Below are 17,343 nucleotides of genomic sequence, written 5' to 3' on the forward strand. Positions count from 1 at the left end.
ATTTTCTATTGTTTGTTTTAGCGGCATGGGCTGCAGATGATTTAATGCAAGGCCCGGCGCTGCACGCGGTTATGGGAAGCCGGTCTCTTTTAAAACAGAGAACAGAAGCATTCCAGGGCTACACGATGTGATGTGATGATAAAAAAACAGAACGGAATGCCTGTTTAATAAGTGGCTTACGAGAGTCAGAGCGGCTGATTGCTGCAGAAAAATATAATGACGGGATACGCAATGGTATCCCGTCGGCACTTCAGCATTTCTGTGGTTTTTGCTTACCGGCCAACTTATGTTATGGCTTCAGGATAACCTTCGTCCATCCTTCATCGCGGTCGTCAAAATGCTTATATCCCGCAGGCGCTTCTGCAAGCGAAAGACGGTGTGAGATTATGTCTCCCGGGCTGGCTTTACCTTGATGAATCAGACGTGACAACTGACGATTATAGGCTTTGACATTAGCCTGACCGGTGCGGATTGCCTGTCCTTTAAACCAGAAACTCCCGAAATCAAAGGGCATCTTACCTTCTTTGGCAAGGTCCGAAGAAGCTCCCGGATCCTGAGGGACAAATACGCCAACGACACCAATTCCCCCGGTTGCTTTCGTTGACGTAACGAGACTGTTCATGGTGACTGAATTGTCTTCATGGCCATGTTTGTTACAGCACTGATAACCTACACATTCACAGCCACAGTCGGTGCCACGCCCGTCCGTCAGGTCGAGAATTTTTTGTACGGCTTCATCACCAACGGCATTGATGGCCGTTGCCCCCAGTTTCTCTGCCAGCGCTAAACGGTCTTTATGTGTATCCACAACAAATACCTGTGAAGCCCCTTTTATGATGGCTGAGTGTGCAGCCATCAAACCCACCGGCCCCGCGCCATAAATGGCAACGCTTTCGCCAGGCTTTAATCCGGCAAGTTCTGTTGCATGCCAGCCGGTAGGGAAAATGTCCGAGAGCATCACATAGTCATCTTCTTTTTCTGCTGCGTCAGGCGGTAGCACGAGGCAGTTAAAGTCTGCAAAAGGAACCCGAAGCAGTTCCGCCTGGCCGCCTTCCCAGGAGCCCATTTCAGCAAACCCATAGGCCGCTCCCGCGGTACCTGGATTGGCGGTAAGGCAATATCCCGTCAGACCTTTTTCACAATTCTCGCAAAAACCGCATCCGATATTGAACGGCAGACAGACATAGTCACCGACCTTAATACGCTCAACACCCGAGCCAATTTCAACCACCTCACCCATGTTTTCGTGCCCCAGAATACGTCCCTGCTCAAAGCTGGTCCGGCCCTCATACATGTGCAGGTCAGACCCACAGATGTTAGTGGTGGTAATGCGGACAAGGACATCTGTAGGACGAACAATTTTCGCATCAGGTACGTCTTTAACTTTTACGTCATAGGGACCGTTGTAGATTACTGCTTTCATGATCTTCTCCTGCTTGCGTCCGGAAGTGGACTCTCTTCCGGCCGGGTGATTGTCAACTAAGCTTAGCTGCCATGGCTGATAACGCGATCGGCAGCACAGTAATCGGGATATTTCCTGGCTGGCTGTGTTGAAGCATGCTGATGCAGGGATGACGGACAAAGGCAGTCTGAGAAAGATGACGCTTCTGAATCCTGGTGGAGTCGGTGATTACCGGGAGTCCGAACAGTGTGAGTGCAGGTAAAAAAAAAGGTGAAATGAAAGTATTCAGTTCACCTTTTCCTGATGATTTCATTTCTAGTCAAATCTTATAAGCGCTGACCACCCTTTTACTGCGAATGGGAACACCAGTTTCTTAACGGATTAATACCGCCATCAGGTGATGTAAATCCAGAGCAACCTAAAATGCTGTCAAATAGCTTTTCATGAAATACCGGTGTTTTATTGTCCTGCAGTTGTCTTAATTTTTCAAAAGAGGCGTTATTATCTTTATCCTCTAGGAATTTGTCAGAGGCCCAGACCATCACAGGAATAGTGCGCTGGGCTAAGGGTGCGTGATCGCGCGGTGTACCATGAAAATGCATATTCTCAGAAATCGACTCACCGTGGTCTGATGCGTAGAAAACGATAGCATTTTTATCTCTCAGGGTATCGAGTGTCTGTTTAATAAAGTAGTCCATATATAGCAGACTATTATCATAGGAATTCACCATCTCCTGTGTACTGCAGGCATCATCGATCCCCTGACATTCAGGTTTAAAACGTGCAAATTCGCGCGGATAACGCTCTGTATACATGTAGTGTGAGCCTTTCGTATGCAGGATGACGATATGTTTTCCTTTAGGATGCTGCTGTATTGAATCCTTTAATTCACTCACCAGAGCCATATCATCCACCGGCTGACCGGTGTGACGTTTCTCGGCCTGAATAGATTCCCTGAGCGAGTAACTGTCCGCCATAACCTTGTTATAAAACCATGCCTCACTTTGCATAGAGTATAAGTCTTCAGTGAAACCTTGCTTTTTCATTACCGTAAATACGTTCATCTCTTTTAAGGTGCGCTGTGGTGCTTCGGATGCGCCTCCCATTCTGACAAACATGCAGCGGAGCGAGAGCTTGGTCGAGGTATCACATGAGTAACCCTGCAGGTGAACCAGATTTTTTTCACGATCGAGATAAGGCGTATTATCGCGGGCATAACCGTATAACCCCATATGATCACGCCGTGCGCTCTCACCAATAATGAACACAATATATAAGTCATCTGATTTTTTGGGTGCAACATATCGGAAATGTTCGGAAGGATCGAAAAGATTATGATTATCTTCAGCCTGACTGATCGAGCTGTATGCCAGCAATCCGATGCCTGACAACCAGTTAGAGGGAGAATAAGTACCTGCAACAATGCCGCCATAACTCGCCATCATTCGATTAGTTTTTTTATCCTGTTCGTTCTGAAGTTTTCCCATGACATTTAAGGGCAGCCAGAAGCATAAAGCGGCGATGAAAAATACAGCACTTCTGCAATACCAGTTGCGCTTTTTTGTATTTTTTGAAGCAGAAAGCGTACGCGATCCGCGCCAGACTGCCCACAGGGGCGGGATGCTAACTAAGATTAACCAGATAATAAAATGCCATCCAACAGACTCTTTTGAAAGATCTAAGGAGTCAGTTGCTAAAACGGCAGCAATAATGCCATAACCAATATCAACGTTATAAAATATCATGTAGTAACTGGCAGCACTTGAAAAAATAACAAGTAACGTCAGGAGTACGCGTGTCAGAATTTTTCCTGTCAGGGAAATCAGCAGCGTTAATGACATAACAAAAAAGAAGGCGGCTATAACTTCGAAAGTTAACGCAAGTTTATTATCAAAATGCAGTTGATTATAACGGCGGATAAAAACAGGCGTGTTTAATAAGACACCAATATAAAAAGAAATGAATGCTGGCATGTAAAATTGCTTTAGCCACTGCCTTTGAAACATTATGATGCACCTCGTCCTTAAATTCTTAAAATCAGTCAGTTACCCACTGGTCCTGAGACGACAGATTAAAGAAAGGGTTCAAATATGCGACATTTTTAGTTACGTTATAATGTAACAATAAATAATAGCCATCAAGATCACAGTTCAACTCAATGAAAAATAACGTTATTTCCAGAATGGCAATTGCAGGCATTACCCTTTTGAAAATTTCTGAACGAACGCCGTTTTCAAAATTTTTCATCTTCATACGCTGATAAGCGGGGGGATAAATAACGAAGGAAGCATCATTAACAGGAGAAATTGAGATGACTAAATGCACGATCAGCAAACGACCACTTTTCTGATGCCATCAGGTTCACGGATGGCCGTAGTGCGATCGCAATTGCAACTTACTCTGTTTCGGCCAGCGCACAGGATTCGCCCGTGAAGATTAACGCCGCAAAGCATCAGAGAAACGTTTGAAGGGTAAAAGGAGTAGCGGACTGCCACACCTTTGACAAAACGGCCGGGAAATATCTGTCGGTGTTAAAATCGGGCTGCTGCATCCGGCTCTTTAACAGAAGATGATGCAATTAAGGGACACAGCCCGGGTTAGGAAGATCGTTTATTTAAGCGGTTCCGCCAGTGTTATTATCCACAACTCGCTGTCCACCTCAGGTTTATTCAGCGGCTTCAGGCCAATAGTCGTTGGGACTGGCTTATCATCTATCGTCAGTGTTCCGTGATCCGTCACCCGATAATCCTTGCGCTTCTTACCTTCAACCGGATTTTGAATGACTGCTTTCACACCAAAGTCGTTATCATTGGTGACCGCCAGCATTTTATTGTCGATCAATGCCAGTCCTTCGGCCTTTTCCTGCTGCCAGCCGAGTTGACGTAAATCGACCACCAGCGATTTCGCTGCGAGCTTAATACCGCGCTTCGCCAGCGTTTTCTCGTCGTCAAACTCCGGATACTCGCCAGGCTTATCAAATGCGGAAAGCTCGGTAGCCTCGCTCAGATTCACCTTATAGATAAGGTTGCGCATCGCGTCGTTTTTGTCGGTGCCCTGCTCTATCAGCAGGAGGTGATGATTGTCGAGCGCCACGATATCGCCAATTTTTGCGTCACTGTTTTTACTGTAAGCCTCGCTGTCGACAGGATAGCCATACATCGCGGTTTTTCCGGTCGCTGGATTGAAGCTAACCAGCCGTGTAAAACGCGCCTGCTTTTTACTTTTACCGTCGATATCCAGTGTGCTCTGCACCGCAGCGATGATACGCCCATCCGGCATGCGGGTGATCCCCTCAAAGCCACGATTAGGCTGACGCCATTTAAGTATGTTCGGCAGACCGCCCGCGATAGATTTTTCACCGTCGGCTGCCTGAGGCCCATGCATCGCCAGAATTTTACCGTGCTCATCAACGTTAATCAGGAACGGGCCATACTCATCGCACAGCCAGTATCCGCCCTTCCCATCCGGCGCAATGCCTTCTGTATCCAGACCGCGGTTATCACCCTGCAGGACTTTCAGCGTATCGCTTAATGCGATTTCATTGGTTGCTCCGATGACGCCATCCTGCAACGGCAATCCGTTAATGTTGCCCTTATCGTCATGCAACGGTCGGGCATCCGTAGCCTCGGCTTTGCCGTTCTGCACCCGAATATTCATCAACAGTGGCGCGAAATCTGGCGTGACGAAGGTTTTTGACTCCTGTTTACCAACGCCAGGCGAGTCGGCATTCGGTCCGCGATCGGTGATGGTCCCGAAGGTCAGCGCATCTCCCTGCCTGCCGGTAAACAGCAAACCCGAGCCAATCCCCACTGGCAAACCCTGGGGAAACGCGCTGGCGAAGGCACCGTTGTAGCTTACGTGCGTTCCTTCTGGAAAACTGACGATATAGTGTTCGACCTTTGGCTGTGCCGCTAATGCTGATGAAGAGAGCGCGCAACCAATAACCAGAGAAATAGTTTTTATTTTCATATTTTTATATCCATAAAGAGAAGCTACGAGCGTAAAGAATAAAAATGACAGAAAAATGAAATCTTTGGGAAACATGGGCTGCTATGAGATGGATTAATTCGCCATGACTGAAGCAGGGTGAAACAGTCTGTTCAGACACAACGGTCCGGATTCTTACATCGGTAAACGCAGATGTTTCTGGTCAGCGATACTCATGATCATAAGCATGCAATGGATCTCGCAGAGTTCCCCCTCTCCTTTGATTTACGCTGTTATATCCCGGAAAAGATGGTTACATTTGTGCAGCAAACTTATCTGCTGCTCAGCAGAGCAACTCATGGATTGATCACAGGGAAAAGCAGTGGTTAACGTCATCATCAAAGTCACACCGCAAACAGAGGCAGGGAAAGTATGAGGGAGATTGCACCCGATGGCATAACCGGAATGCCGTCACGGACGGCAGCGTATCTTTGCCGACAGATCGCTGACCTGGTGAAAGCAGGAAGCCTTACGCCGGAGACCTGCCAGCGTATCTATACTTTCTGTGGTATCAGGCCGTCAGATAATCAGTGGCGTCAGTTTCTTATCCCGGTGCTTTGCTTTCTGGGCTTACTGTCACTGGTTGCTGGCGCGGTGTTCTTTATTGCCTGGAACTGGATCTGGCTGCCGAAGATGGCGAAATTTGCCCTGGCCGAACTGCTGATCGTCGCGCTCTCGGTGTTGGTCTGGTGGCGATGGTATAGCACGCTGGCTCGCAGCGCATTGCTGGCGGCAGGTTTAGGGTTCGGCGCCCTGTTTGCACTCTACGGGCAGATTTACCAGACCGGAGCTGACAGCTGGGAGCTCTTCAGGGCCTGGTTATGCGTTCTTTTGCCGCTGGCGCTGATTGCCCGGCAAAACAGCCTGTGGTTTTGCAGCTGGCTGGTCGCTAACCTGGGGTTTCAGCTCTATTACACCACGTTACCCACGTCACTGCTGGATCTCGCTGTCTTTGACAACGTTATCCGGATCCCGACGGCTGTGCTTCACAGCTATCTGGCGCTGCTGGCAGCCTGCCTGATTGTCCGGGAAGCGCTGGCCTGGCGGGCGATTACGCATCATCCTGAGAGCTGGCTGGCAAGCCGCTGGTTCTCACGCGTCATGGCAGGATTTTTACTGTTGCTGATGACCACCATCGTGGCCGGAAATCTTTCTGACTGGGAAGGGGCTAACCACGTTACGTCTGTTACAGTCAGTTGGATGATCACCCTGCTGGCAGGCTATTACCTGTACCGTTATCGCTACGTGGACCTTTGCATGCTGACGCTGGGTGTTGCCAGTCTGACCGTTGTGGGCTGCGCGCTGATCATGCAGCTATTCCTGCTGGCCTATGACACGGGTGACCTGTTTCTGACCGGTGCACTGATGATTTTCTGGGTACTGGTAAATGGTTCTATCCTGCTGAACTGGCAACGCAAACTGGCTGAAAAGGGGCCAATTGATCTGGTTCCTGCCAGGCTGACCTTACTGACAAGCACCTTGCGTCAGCAGGGTTTGCTGAGCGCCTCGCAGATTGAGGAAATTAAGCAACGCGGTCACGCATCGGATCTGCCCTGGTATCTGAGGCTTGCGCTGAGTGTCGGAGGCTGGATCGCAGCCATCATCATTCTGTTGCTGATGGCGCTGGTGCTTTATGCCGCTGACTTACTCGACGATCCGAATTCTGCCACCCTTATTCTTCCTTCACTGCTGCTCGCCGTCATTGCGCGAGGCCTGTTACGCAATGAGCGTGATGGTAAACATCACCTCGGGCTGGCGTGGGCTATTGCAGCAACGTGCGGGCTGATCTTCGGCGTTCTGCTGCAAATCCAGAGCAGTGACTTCAGCTTTATGATGCTTGGTTCACTGTGTGCCTTGCCGATTCTTGCCGTGATGGCCGTGTCGATGCCGGACCGCACCTACCGTTTTATGGCCATCACGGCCATGACCTTTTTTCTGGTTCTGGCGGGCTATTCACTGGCCCGGCTGACCCTGTCGCCGACGGCGGGTCACTTTGCTGTTTCCATACTGGTGGCGGCGGTCATATTTTTGTGGCTAGGGATTGTCAGCCATCAACTGAGGTTACAGGCTGGGCAATATGCTGACGCGGTACATCCCCTGCTGTATGGCATTCCGGCTGGTCTGATGATGCTGAGTTTCCTGGGAATAAACGCGGCGTTTATCACGGATTTGTTCTGGTCCGCTGCGCAGTTTGCTACGCTTCAGTCTGCTATGGGCACAGGGATCGCGGCAGGTTTAATGCTGAGTGTGCTCAGTCAGAGAAGGAACGGCCAGCCGCTGTTTTCGATAATCACACTGCCCGCGGCCCTGATCTGCGGTGCTGCTGCTCTTTTCGCACCGGGTATCGGGCTGGGCTTGTGGCTGATTCTGATGGCGCGTTATCAGGGAAGTCCGGGATTGCTGGTGGTCAGTAGCGGTTTCATGGTGCTGTACGTCATTGGCTGGTATTACTTCCTGGAAGTGACGCTGTTGCAGAAATCCCTGCTGCTGCTGGCGGGCGGTCTGGTTTTACTGGGCCTGGCATGGGGAGTCAAAAAAGTGTTGCCTGCACAGATTGGAGGTGCCCGTGAGAATGCCTGAACAGAGCCGATGGCTGGCAGCCGCGGTAATAGTGCTGGCGCTGATAGCCGTCAATGTCAGCATCTGGCAAAAAGAGCAGTTGCTGAAACAGGGCGCGGTCATGATTTTACCTCTTGCCCCGGTTGACCCACGATCCCTGATGCAGGGCGACTACATGGCACTGAATTATGCCCTTACCCGCCCTCTGGAGTTGACGTTGTATCAACAGGCTGAGGCCTGCGGTGCGACACTGTCAGCGCCATGCCTGCCCACCAGCGGAACCCTGATTGTTGATCTCGATGCACAGCGTCATGCGACTCAGGCCCGATTTGATCAGGGTGAGCCTCTGCAACCAAATCAGCTGCGGGTAAAATATCATCAACATTATGGTTCCCTGACCGTCGGCACTAACGCGTATTTCTTTCAGGAAGGTCATGGCGAGCGTTTTGCGCAGGCCCGTTTCGGAGCATTCCGGGTGGGGAGCGATGGCACGGCACTCCTGACGGATCTGCTTGATGAGCAGGGTAAGGTGATTCAGCCTTAAGGGTACGGGATGCTTACGGGTCTGACTGAATATTAGCTCTGTTTCGCGCGCGGTATTTAAAACCCTGTACGTCGCTGGCAATTCATTAACCAGAAGTCCAGACCCCCGACTCTCTTCGCTGCGAACTGAATACCGGAATGACTGGCGTGCCATCCGGTTTTTCCCAAAGCTGAATTGATATATTCTCACCCGCCTTCAGTTCGATTTTACCCTCACCCACTTCCCGTCCGGAAGTACAAGGGAGGTAAAGCGATGACGCCAAAAGTACCCGGTAAAATTCAGGTCGTTCTGCTGGATGATCAGCCGCCAGTTTTAAAGCGGTCTCCAGTTTGGTTTACTTTTCGTCAGACATCAAAGCCACCTTTCACAGGATTAATAGAAGCAATCTAAAGAGGCGCTATGAGCATAATCGAGACGCGTATTGCTCACCAGACTCCTGCGTGTGCTGGAGGTTTCCTTTAACACCGCGTTACTTCAAATGAAGGCGTGGATTTGAATAGATAAACCAGAGACAGACACTTGCGGGATTTTTTCCGTTTTATTGACGCTTCCCTTAAACTACACCGTACTGATCTCAATCCATGCGCTTACACGGCCTCAGCGAACGACGTAAGCTCAGCTTTATCAGGTAAAAACATGCTTTTGGCAAGTACCCGCTATATAAACTCCCCGACTCCCGTGTCATCGGGATCATGAGTCGTCAGCTTTTTGTGACTCTGGATGGGCCCAAGGGAACCGGTAAAACCACCCTGCTGGAGTCCATTACGCAAGTGCTAAGAGCAGATAACAGGAAGGTGGTCCGGCTTAGCGAGCAAAAAAGCGATCCCTTCAGGGCGGAATCCATGGCGCTGGTCAACCGACTTGCCAGAGATCCCTCCGTCGATCTGGAACGGGAGATTTGTGAACGCTTTGCTTTAAGCCGTGCCTGGATTTCACAGAACGTACTCACTAAGCAGCCCGAGAACTGCATTATTCTGATGGATCGCTGGTATCCGTCGGATGCCGCATTTCGACGAATGGTGCCTTTCGCGGAGATAGTGCAGCTAAATATAGAGCACAACGTGCGAGCACCAGACCTGCATGTCGGGGTGGTCACGGCACCAGAGGTTTCATGGGAAAGAGCCGCAGTACGTTCGCGGGGGCTGGGAAGTACGGTGATCCACCGCCTGGAAGAACATGTCGCCTGTACCCGTGCTTTTGAGCAGGAAGTTGTCAGCCATGGCTGGTTTTTATGTCGCAATGAAGGAAGTATCGAAGAAGCAACAATGCAGATAGTCGCTGAAATCAACAGAATGCTTTGACGCCCTGCAAAGATCTTTACGCGTCCACCCCTCTTTACCTGTTGAGTAATAATTCTCCACCAGAATTATACTTGTCTGAAATCAACAATGGTCAGATTAGCGCTGGTACAGCCATCCTGCTTTCATTTATAAAATGGCTTTATTTTTCAGATAAGGCACAGGGAATTGCGCTACGCATCATTACCATTCAATCAAAATCAACTGGGCTGGCCTGCGGGTGAGCGGTGTTTTCCGCCGCAGCCCATGTTGCGGGGGGATATCACTGCCGACTGGGTCATTGTCGGTGCGGGATTTGCCGGTGTCGCCTTTGCCCGCCGCCTGGCTGAAATTAATCCCACCCTGAAAATCATCATTGTTGAGGCGCACTGCACGCGGGAAAGCGCATCGGCACGGAATTCTGGTTTCGTTATCGGCCTGCCTCATAACATTGGCAGCTCTACCGCTGAATTAAAAAAGGCTAACGCCTACCGGAATTTGCTACAGGAAGGCATTCGTCAGCTGGAGCAGATTATTTCACAGCATGATCTTCAGTGCGACTGGGAACAGGTCGGTAAATATCACTGTCAGGCCGCGAATAGCAACGATCGTGTTTTGAAAGCGTACGCCAGCCATCTCGATTTAATGAATGAGTCGTGGCAGATGTTAAGCAGCGAAGAGCTGTATCCTAAACTCGGCACGCGCTTTTACAGCAAAGGAATATTCACGCCAGGTTGCGTGTTGATTAATCCGGCGCAGCTGATTGCCGGCCTGAACCATTATTTACCTGAAAATGTTCAACGTTACGATAATACGCCAGTACTGGGTATTCGTTATGGCAGCGTGGCTGAAGTGCTGACGCCATTTGGCGTGATCAAAACACCAAAAGTGATGCTGGCTACCAATGCACTCTCGCCAGAGCTGCGTCCGGGACTCTCGCGTCAGGCCGCTATGGCCACGTTTGCCAGCATTACCGATCCACTGACAGATGAACAACTCGCGACCCTTCCTCCTATGCAGAGTTGGGGGCTGACGCCCGTCAATGCCATTGCCGGAGCAACCTTCCGTTTCACAACAGATCGCCGCTTCCTGATTCGTCAGCATGTAATACCCGCGCTTAAAGGTCAGGTGAGTACCGCCGAGACTTACCAGGCGACTCAACTGCATCAGCGTTTATTTAATAAAGTCTATCCGACCCTGAGCAGTGTCAAGCTATCTCACACGTGGTCCGGTACCATCAGCGTTACGCGGAACGGCGCGCCTGAATGGGGCATGCTGAACAAATTTGTTTGCACAGCGGGTGGCTGTAACGGTGCTGGCGTTTCTAAACAGACCGTAGCGGGCAGTCTGCTGGCAGATTTCATTATGAAGCAGGATAACCCGCATATTGCAGATATGCTGTCGCTGGGAAAAGCCAGTTTTATGCCACCCTCACCGGCGCTGGATATCGGCATTGCGTTTTCTCTGATGAAAGAGCGTTTTTCTGGACGAAAAGAGGTGTAACTGTTCCTGGTAAAAACGGACGGGGAAACCCGTTCGCTTTCTATCCGGATTGAGCCTTTTCTGATGAAGCCGATTGCGTATGACGCAGGGCTGATATTACAGAGGATAGACTGAACGGGCGCTGACTCTTTTTATTTTATAAATTCCTGTCAGATACCAGACGTTCAGCGTCTCTCAAATTGTTGTGCAATCCCACAGCCACACTAATCAATCTCAGGACCTCAGTTTAATTAATGAGATACAGATCACAAAAACCCAACATATACCGCACAAACTGTAGCAATAAGTTCATTTTAGCTTCACATTAGCTAATGTGAATACGCAAACTTTCAGGCACCCGCCATGCTCAAATTTTCATTAAGCGAATGTTTTTCTTTGGCTATTTCAGTATTTACTGTGCTGAGCTTCATCTATCTGTGGTATACGGCACATAGTTTTTATTAATTTTTACTAATCAATTTTAAAAACAATCTTTTTGGATTCGCTTCTTCAAGGTTACGGAATACCTTTATGGCACGCTTCAGAATGAGTCAGCCTGTATTGCCCCGCATTACATTCATCCTGTTATTCTCACTCTATATTTCTGTTTTTCTCAATTTCGCCTTTTACCGCCAGGCTTACTCGCTTATAGAGATGAACGGGCTTAGCAAATATCTTTTTTTCCTCTCCATGCCAATCGTCGCTTTCTGCGTCATTAATATTGTGCTGACGCTTGCCTCATTTTTGTGGCTGGACAGGATAACCATTGCACTGTTTGTCATTGTCTCCGCTGCGGCTCAGTACTTTATTCAGCACTATGGCATCGTCCTTGATCGCTCAATGATCACCAATATGGTGGATACCACGCCAGCAGAAAGTATGGCGCTGCTGACACCAAAGATGATTGCGGTGATATTTTTTACCGGTATTTTTATGGCTGCTCTGGCCTTCTGGCCTGCGTTTAAAAAGTCGGTTCCGGTATGGAAAAGCGTGATTCAGCGCGCGGTGAATCTGGTGATTTCTGTTGCACTGATAGCCATCATAGCCATGTTGTTTTATAAGGATTACGCCTCACTGTTTCGTAACAATCACGAGCTGGTGAAATCCCTGAGTCCGTCGAATTTCATTGCCGCCTCGCTCTCTTACTACAATCACCGCGAGCGGGCCAATCTTCCGCTGGTGAAAATAGGCGAAGATGCCCATCAACTTCCGATCATGCTTAATGGCCCCAAAAAGAATCTGACCATTCTGGTGGTGGGTGAAACATCTCGTGCCGCCAATTTTTCTCTGGGCGGTTATCCACGACCGACCAACCCCTTACTGGCAGAAGAAGACGTTGTCTATTTTCATGACGTCTCCTCCTGTGGTACCTCTACGGCTGTCTCTGTTCCCTGCATGTTCTCAAACATGCCGCGCAGACATTATGATGATGCGCTGGCCAGCCATCAGGAAGGATTGCTGGATGTGATTCAGCGGGCAGGTCTGAGCGTTTTGTGGCATGAAAATGATGCGGGATGCAAAGGGGCCTGTGATCGGGTACCTAATCAGGATATGACTGCCCTGAATCTTCCGGGAATGTGCATTAAGGGCGAGTGCTATGACGAAGTGCTTTTCCATGGCCTGGAGGCGTATATCAACCAGCTTCAGGGCAATGGCGTTATCGTGCTGCACACAATTGGCAGTCACGGCCCGACCTACAATCATCGGTATCCGCCGACATTCGGCAAATATACGCCCACCTGTGAAACCAATCAGATTCAGGAGTGTTCGCAGGACCAGCTGATTAATACCTATGACAATACTATCCTGTATGCGGATTACATCGTCGATAAAGCGATTGAGTTACTCAAAGCCCATCAGGAGAGGTTTACCACCAGCCTGGTTTACCTTTCGGATCATGGTGAGTCACTTGGCGAGAAAGGTATTTATCTGCATGGCCTGCCCTATACTATCGCACCAGAATTCCAGACCCGTGTGCCGCTGCTGATCTGGCTGTCGCCCGACTACCAACAGCGTTATGCGGTGGACTATGGATGTCTGAACCAGCAAGCAACCACGCAAAAATATTCTCAGGACAATCTGTTTTCAACCCTGCTGGGTATCACCGGCGTTCAGACCCGGGAATATGTTGCGTCGGACGATATACTGGCGACATGCAGGAATAAGCCTGGTCAAAAATAAGCGTGATAAAACCCACAGTGGCTAAATACCGGCAACGCCTGTCAGAGTCTGAACGTTAAGCACAGACATTGCGCTAAGCGATCCACGATCTGTTGCCGTTTAATTTGCCTTAACGCTATAAAAGAATCGATCAGTGTATCAGGCAGACCATCACAATCGAGCCTGAAAGCCACACCAGTCAGGTGAAATAGTGTGTTGAGGCAGGCAGAACAAAAGGGGTCCGGTCAGCAGGGTTGGGTGTTAACCGGACAACCTCTTCATTTAACAACTGGCGAACCGCCTTACATCGCCATATGTTCGGCAGACTTAAGGTGCTGCTCTACAACAGGGGTGTGCGCTTCAGCCAGCGCCCTGACATCCGGATCTTTGATTTTCATTGCGTCACTCTTCAAAGTCGATAGCACCATTTTATGGTCCATGACGCCGGCGTTTTCCATATACATCCGGTCAAAAGCGCCGCCGCTCTGTTTTTCAAGTTTAGTGGCCATGGCTTTGTGTTTGGTGTCCGGCTCGGTAGGGAGCGTCACGCCTTTTTGCTTAGCGACTGCCTTAACTTTGGTCAAAGCGTCACCATGGTCTCCGGCCATTTTTTGTGCAAACGTTTTGACTTCAGCGCTCTGAGCCTTATTTAACGCAATTTTAGCGGCAGCAATTTCATTGATATTAGCCTGAGCCATATCTTTCAGCGCTTTTTCGTCGCCCGCGCTGAGCTTATTATTCGCTATGGTCTGCTCTGCGTTACCGCCCTGTGGGGCGCTTGTCTGGGTCTGGGTCTGGGCCTGTACGCTGAAAGTGCTAAATACAGTGACAACGGCTGACAGAGCCAGCAGCCCTTTCAAGGTTTTATTCATTTGCATTTTGTACTCCTGAATGTCATGGAAAAGGCGCATATCAGAGAAAACCTGACCGGCCTCAGATAGAACTCAGAAACGAAATAATCTATTTGATCACTCAACGTATTGAACCAGCCACTCAGATTGCAATACCAAAAAAGGTGGCAGGGATTGGGGTAACAAAGAAATGAAAATTGCAGGCGCCACATATTGGGCAGCGCAATTTTCAATTAAACATGATGCCGTTCATGAATAACGGGTTTCACACATACCCTTCGTGCACTTTGCCTCCGCTACGGCCTGATACGCTTTTAGGACCGGCTTAAACCTGTCTTTCTGGATTATTTGTGAAATTCACGCTTCTGCACTTCCCTCCTTTACTTCACGCTACTTTCCGCTTGCGCAGCACGTCATGGGTTTTCCGCAAAATTACCCGTTCCGCCTTGATGACGGGTCATGTTTTAAAGCTTGTTTAACGCATCCTTACATTACAGATAAGCGTCGTAGCAATGTCAGATAATCGCAAATATAAACAATAAACTGCAGCTGCACACCAATAATGACCCAAACCTTTCGGCTCGTTTAATGAGCAATTTTTTTCTTTGATAAGCAAAGAGTTGAGGGCGAAATTTATGCAGAATATGAAAATATCGTACAGCTTGCCTTTGCACCCTTTTAAGATTATTCTTAATAAGGTTGTGTTTTTCGACCGCTAAATTTTTTGTAATGCGTTTATCTACAGTAAACTCATACAACAAAGTTCAGCCCAGGTTTTTCTTCGCAGTTGGATGAACACGACTGGAATCCGCTACAGCGTGCGTGCAGTAGCGCTTCAGAGCTTTCATTAACGTTCTGTGGACCGCGATATCGCTAAAGTGGCTTACTGTATCAAAGTTATTCAAATGAATGATTATGTCTATGAAGAAATGAGAATTTAATCAATGCAATGCTGCTTAACTCCGCGTTCATTCCGTGGCAACAAAAGTATAAGATTACACTTCCCTACTGCTACAGAAACAGTAGAGTGGAAGCACAGTTAACATAGTGACGATCTTTTTATCTAAAAAAGACAAAACTGTTAATATCGCCGCCTCGTTTTTTATTTCATACACGCACTGAAAAAAACTAAGGAAAGAGATCATGCTTAAACCTCTTGTTTTAAAATCAGCAATCGCGTTGGTTATAGCTTTTACAATTTTTGCTGAGCCAGTTTATGCAACCCCTGGAAACGGCAACGGTAATGGCGGCCAGGGCAATGGCAATGGCAATGGCAATGGCAATCAGGGTAATAGCGGTAAAAACAGAGAGCATGGAAATAAAGGACAGGGTAATCCCGGCGCAAAAGACAAACACGGAAATCGTAAGCACGATGGGCAACCCGATCACGTTGAGTCAGATATCAACTTCTCTCTTGCGCGTAATCTTGCCGTCAATCATGGACTGGTTGGCTATCAGTCCCTTCCGCCAGGAATAGCAAAAAAAGTTGCTCGTGGTAAACCTTTGCCTCCGGGTATTGCCAAAAAAACGTTGCCTCCATCAATGATAAATGAACTGCCCTATTATCCTGGCTACGAGTGGCGAGCCGTAGGAGATGACCTGGTGCTTATTGCTCTAAGCACCGCTATCGTAACCGCCGTCATCAATGGTGTCTTCGACTAACCACATTTTAGTGATTCAGTGTAATTAAGCCTGAACCTGACTGAATGTCCTGTTCCTGTTATTTAGCTGCCATGGGTAGTCACGATTACAACTCTGTTATTTACCGGGATTGCCTGTCGCATTCAGTTGCGCAGAAATTATAAATCACTCGACATTTAATGGGTTAGTCCATGAGGCGTCGTTATTGAGCGTAAATGAATAGCGCAGCTAAAAGTAAGCAACAGGCTTTCTCTGAAACCGTTACGGGCGGATCACCGTCAGCTTAAAGGGACCGCTATTTTCAGCGGCATGCGTGATGGCGCGATTAATATCACTCAGTGCAAATTCCGTTACCGCGTAATGGCTGAGATCCAGTAATCCTGCCCGGATCAGCCCCACGAGCGTGTACACAGCCTGAGGTTCATACATCCACTGTCCTTTAATCGTGATGAGATTGCGCATGATCCACGGATAAGGCAGCGCCAGATCATCCCCACCCAGCATGCCGACGCCCCCCATCAGCACCGCGCGACCATAGGGCCTCACCGACATAATGGCATTGCGCGCCGCGGATGCCGGAGCTGAAGGCGGGAGCAAGTCCAGCATGGCGTCAATGGGACCCTCCGCAGCACTTTTCATTGCAGGAATATCTTCATCAGCGACACCGCTGAGCGTGACGGTTTCAATCCGCGAGCCAAACCGTTTCCTGAGCTCCTGCAAAACCCGCGGGTTGCGTCCGGGCGCGATGACTTTATTGACTCCCATGGCGAGGGCAGCCAGCACGGCTGAACTGCCAAAATTACCGGTGGCCCCACTAACCAGTAAGTTCTCACCGGCTTTAAGTTCCATTGCCAGCAAACCACCATAGGCCACCAGTAGCGTATTGATGGCGCACCATGCAGCGGCTTGAGCAGGATCGATATTACCCATTGCCACAGCATTTTCAGTGGGCACACGAATCTGTTCAGCGAAGCTGCCATTCAGATGGTATTGCTGGATTTTTTGTCCGCCTTCACCCCGTGCACTCCAGCCCTGCAACACGATTTCAGGCGACTGCGCGTTATCTCTTGATCGGACGGTGGGATCGCAAAAAACCCAGTCACCCGGTTTAAGCCATGCAGCATCGGGCCCTGTTTCGCGCACCCGGCCAATGGCCCCACACCCAGGAATAACCGGTGGCGGTAAAAGATATCTTCTGGCGCCACTGAATACTTCGCTGGCGTAGGAAAGAACGGGAGCGGCTACAACATCCACGATCACCTCCCCTGTTCCGAGGATCGGCGGCGGGACATCCTGAATACGCAGTGGATTACCGAATGATTCGAGTACAGCTGCTTTCATAGTGTTACCTCTCATCTGCTGTAGAGAAGACGACTATAAAAGGGCTTAACGGTGGCGAAAATAGACTAGTTTTATAGGGGTATAAATCACGACCAGGTT

Annotated in this window: 13 protein-coding genes; 7 read left to right on the forward strand and 6 right to left on the reverse strand. The window is 49.2% G+C overall.

Going from position 1 to position 17,343, the window contains the following annotated elements:
• Window positions 1-289: 289 nt before the first annotated feature.
• The 3 genes from HZZ01_RS13465 to HZZ01_RS13475 all read right to left on the reverse strand — a co-directional run bounded on the left by HZZ01_RS13465 (window position 290) and on the right by HZZ01_RS13475 (window position 5,371).
• A complete protein-coding gene (locus HZZ01_RS13465; RefSeq protein ID WP_179898093.1) occupies window positions 290-1,423 on the reverse strand; it encodes a glutathione-independent formaldehyde dehydrogenase in 1,134 nt (377 codons plus the stop codon).
• Window positions 1,424-1,749: 326 nt separating this feature from the next.
• Window positions 1,750-3,408 carry a kdo(2)-lipid A phosphoethanolamine 7''-transferase gene (eptB, locus tag HZZ01_RS13470; protein ID WP_179898095.1) on the reverse strand — a complete coding sequence of 553 codons (1,659 nt, stop codon included), beginning with the start codon at window positions 3,406-3,408 and terminating at the stop codon, window positions 1,750-1,752.
• A gap of 604 nt (window positions 3,409-4,012) precedes the next feature.
• Window positions 4,013-5,371: an esterase-like activity of phytase family protein gene (locus HZZ01_RS13475; protein WP_179898097.1), complete on the reverse strand. Its 1,359-nt coding sequence runs from the start codon at window positions 5,369-5,371 to the stop codon at window positions 4,013-4,015.
• A 390-nt stretch (window positions 5,372-5,761) separates the two neighbouring features.
• Here HZZ01_RS13475 and HZZ01_RS13480 point away from each other — a divergent pair, with 390 nt between their 5' ends.
• Window positions 5,762-7,969, forward strand: a complete 2,208-nt coding sequence (locus HZZ01_RS13480; protein ID WP_179898099.1) for a DUF4401 domain-containing protein — start codon at window positions 5,762-5,764, stop codon at window positions 7,967-7,969.
• Window positions 7,962-8,492 carry a GDYXXLXY domain-containing protein gene (locus HZZ01_RS13485; protein ID WP_179898101.1) on the forward strand — a complete coding sequence of 177 codons (531 nt, stop codon included), beginning with the start codon at window positions 7,962-7,964 and terminating at the stop codon, window positions 8,490-8,492. The genes HZZ01_RS13480 and HZZ01_RS13485 overlap by 8 nt, the downstream gene beginning before the upstream one ends.
• 85 nt (window positions 8,493-8,577) lie before the next feature.
• On the opposite strand, the gene HZZ01_RS13490 is transcribed toward HZZ01_RS13485, so the two are convergent.
• Window positions 8,578-8,820, reverse strand: coding sequence for an SseB family protein (locus HZZ01_RS13490; RefSeq protein WP_255434247.1), 243 nt, complete (start codon window positions 8,818-8,820; stop codon window positions 8,578-8,580).
• A 364-nt stretch (window positions 8,821-9,184) separates the two neighbouring features.
• Here HZZ01_RS13490 and HZZ01_RS13495 point away from each other — a divergent pair, with 364 nt between their 5' ends.
• The 4 genes from HZZ01_RS13495 to eptA all read left to right on the forward strand — a co-directional run bounded on the left by HZZ01_RS13495 (window position 9,185) and on the right by eptA (window position 13,432).
• Window positions 9,185-9,793, forward strand: a complete 609-nt coding sequence (locus tag HZZ01_RS13495; protein WP_179898103.1) for a dTMP kinase — start codon at window positions 9,185-9,187, stop codon at window positions 9,791-9,793.
• A 71-nt stretch (window positions 9,794-9,864) separates the two neighbouring features.
• Window positions 9,865-10,014, forward strand: coding sequence for a hypothetical protein (locus HZZ01_RS13500; RefSeq protein ID WP_179897859.1), 150 nt, complete (start codon window positions 9,865-9,867; stop codon window positions 10,012-10,014).
• Window positions 9,959-11,272, forward strand: coding sequence for an FAD-binding oxidoreductase (locus HZZ01_RS13505; protein ID WP_179898105.1), 1,314 nt, complete (start codon window positions 9,959-9,961; stop codon window positions 11,270-11,272). The genes HZZ01_RS13500 and HZZ01_RS13505 overlap by 56 nt, the downstream gene beginning before the upstream one ends.
• A 510-nt stretch (window positions 11,273-11,782) precedes the next feature.
• Window positions 11,783-13,432 (forward strand): phosphoethanolamine transferase EptA, encoded by a 1,650-nt coding sequence (gene eptA, locus HZZ01_RS13510; RefSeq protein WP_179898107.1) that lies wholly within the window; start codon window positions 11,783-11,785, stop codon window positions 13,430-13,432.
• Window positions 13,433-13,713: 281 nt separating this feature from the next.
• On the opposite strand, the gene HZZ01_RS13515 is transcribed toward eptA, so the two are convergent.
• Entirely contained in the window at window positions 13,714-14,289 is a 576-nt protein-coding gene (locus HZZ01_RS13515; protein WP_179898109.1) for a DUF4142 domain-containing protein, read from the reverse strand.
• Window positions 14,290-15,405: 1,116 nt separating this feature from the next.
• Here HZZ01_RS13515 and HZZ01_RS13520 point away from each other — a divergent pair.
• The gene (locus HZZ01_RS13520) at window positions 15,406-15,924 is read left to right on the forward strand and encodes an anti-virulence regulator CigR family protein (protein ID WP_179898111.1); all 519 of its coding nucleotides are present in this window, start codon (window positions 15,406-15,408) and stop codon (window positions 15,922-15,924) included.
• Window positions 15,925-16,164: 240 nt separating this feature from the next.
• On the opposite strand, the gene HZZ01_RS13525 is transcribed toward HZZ01_RS13520, so the two are convergent.
• Window positions 16,165-17,244, reverse strand: coding sequence for an alcohol dehydrogenase catalytic domain-containing protein (locus HZZ01_RS13525; protein WP_179898113.1), 1,080 nt, complete (start codon window positions 17,242-17,244; stop codon window positions 16,165-16,167).
• Between the last annotated feature and the right edge of the window lie 99 nt (window positions 17,245-17,343).

It is taken from the genome of Pantoea sp. WMus005 (assembly GCF_013415305.1).
GTDB lineage: Bacteria > Pseudomonadota > Gammaproteobacteria > Enterobacterales > Enterobacteriaceae > Pantoea > Pantoea rara.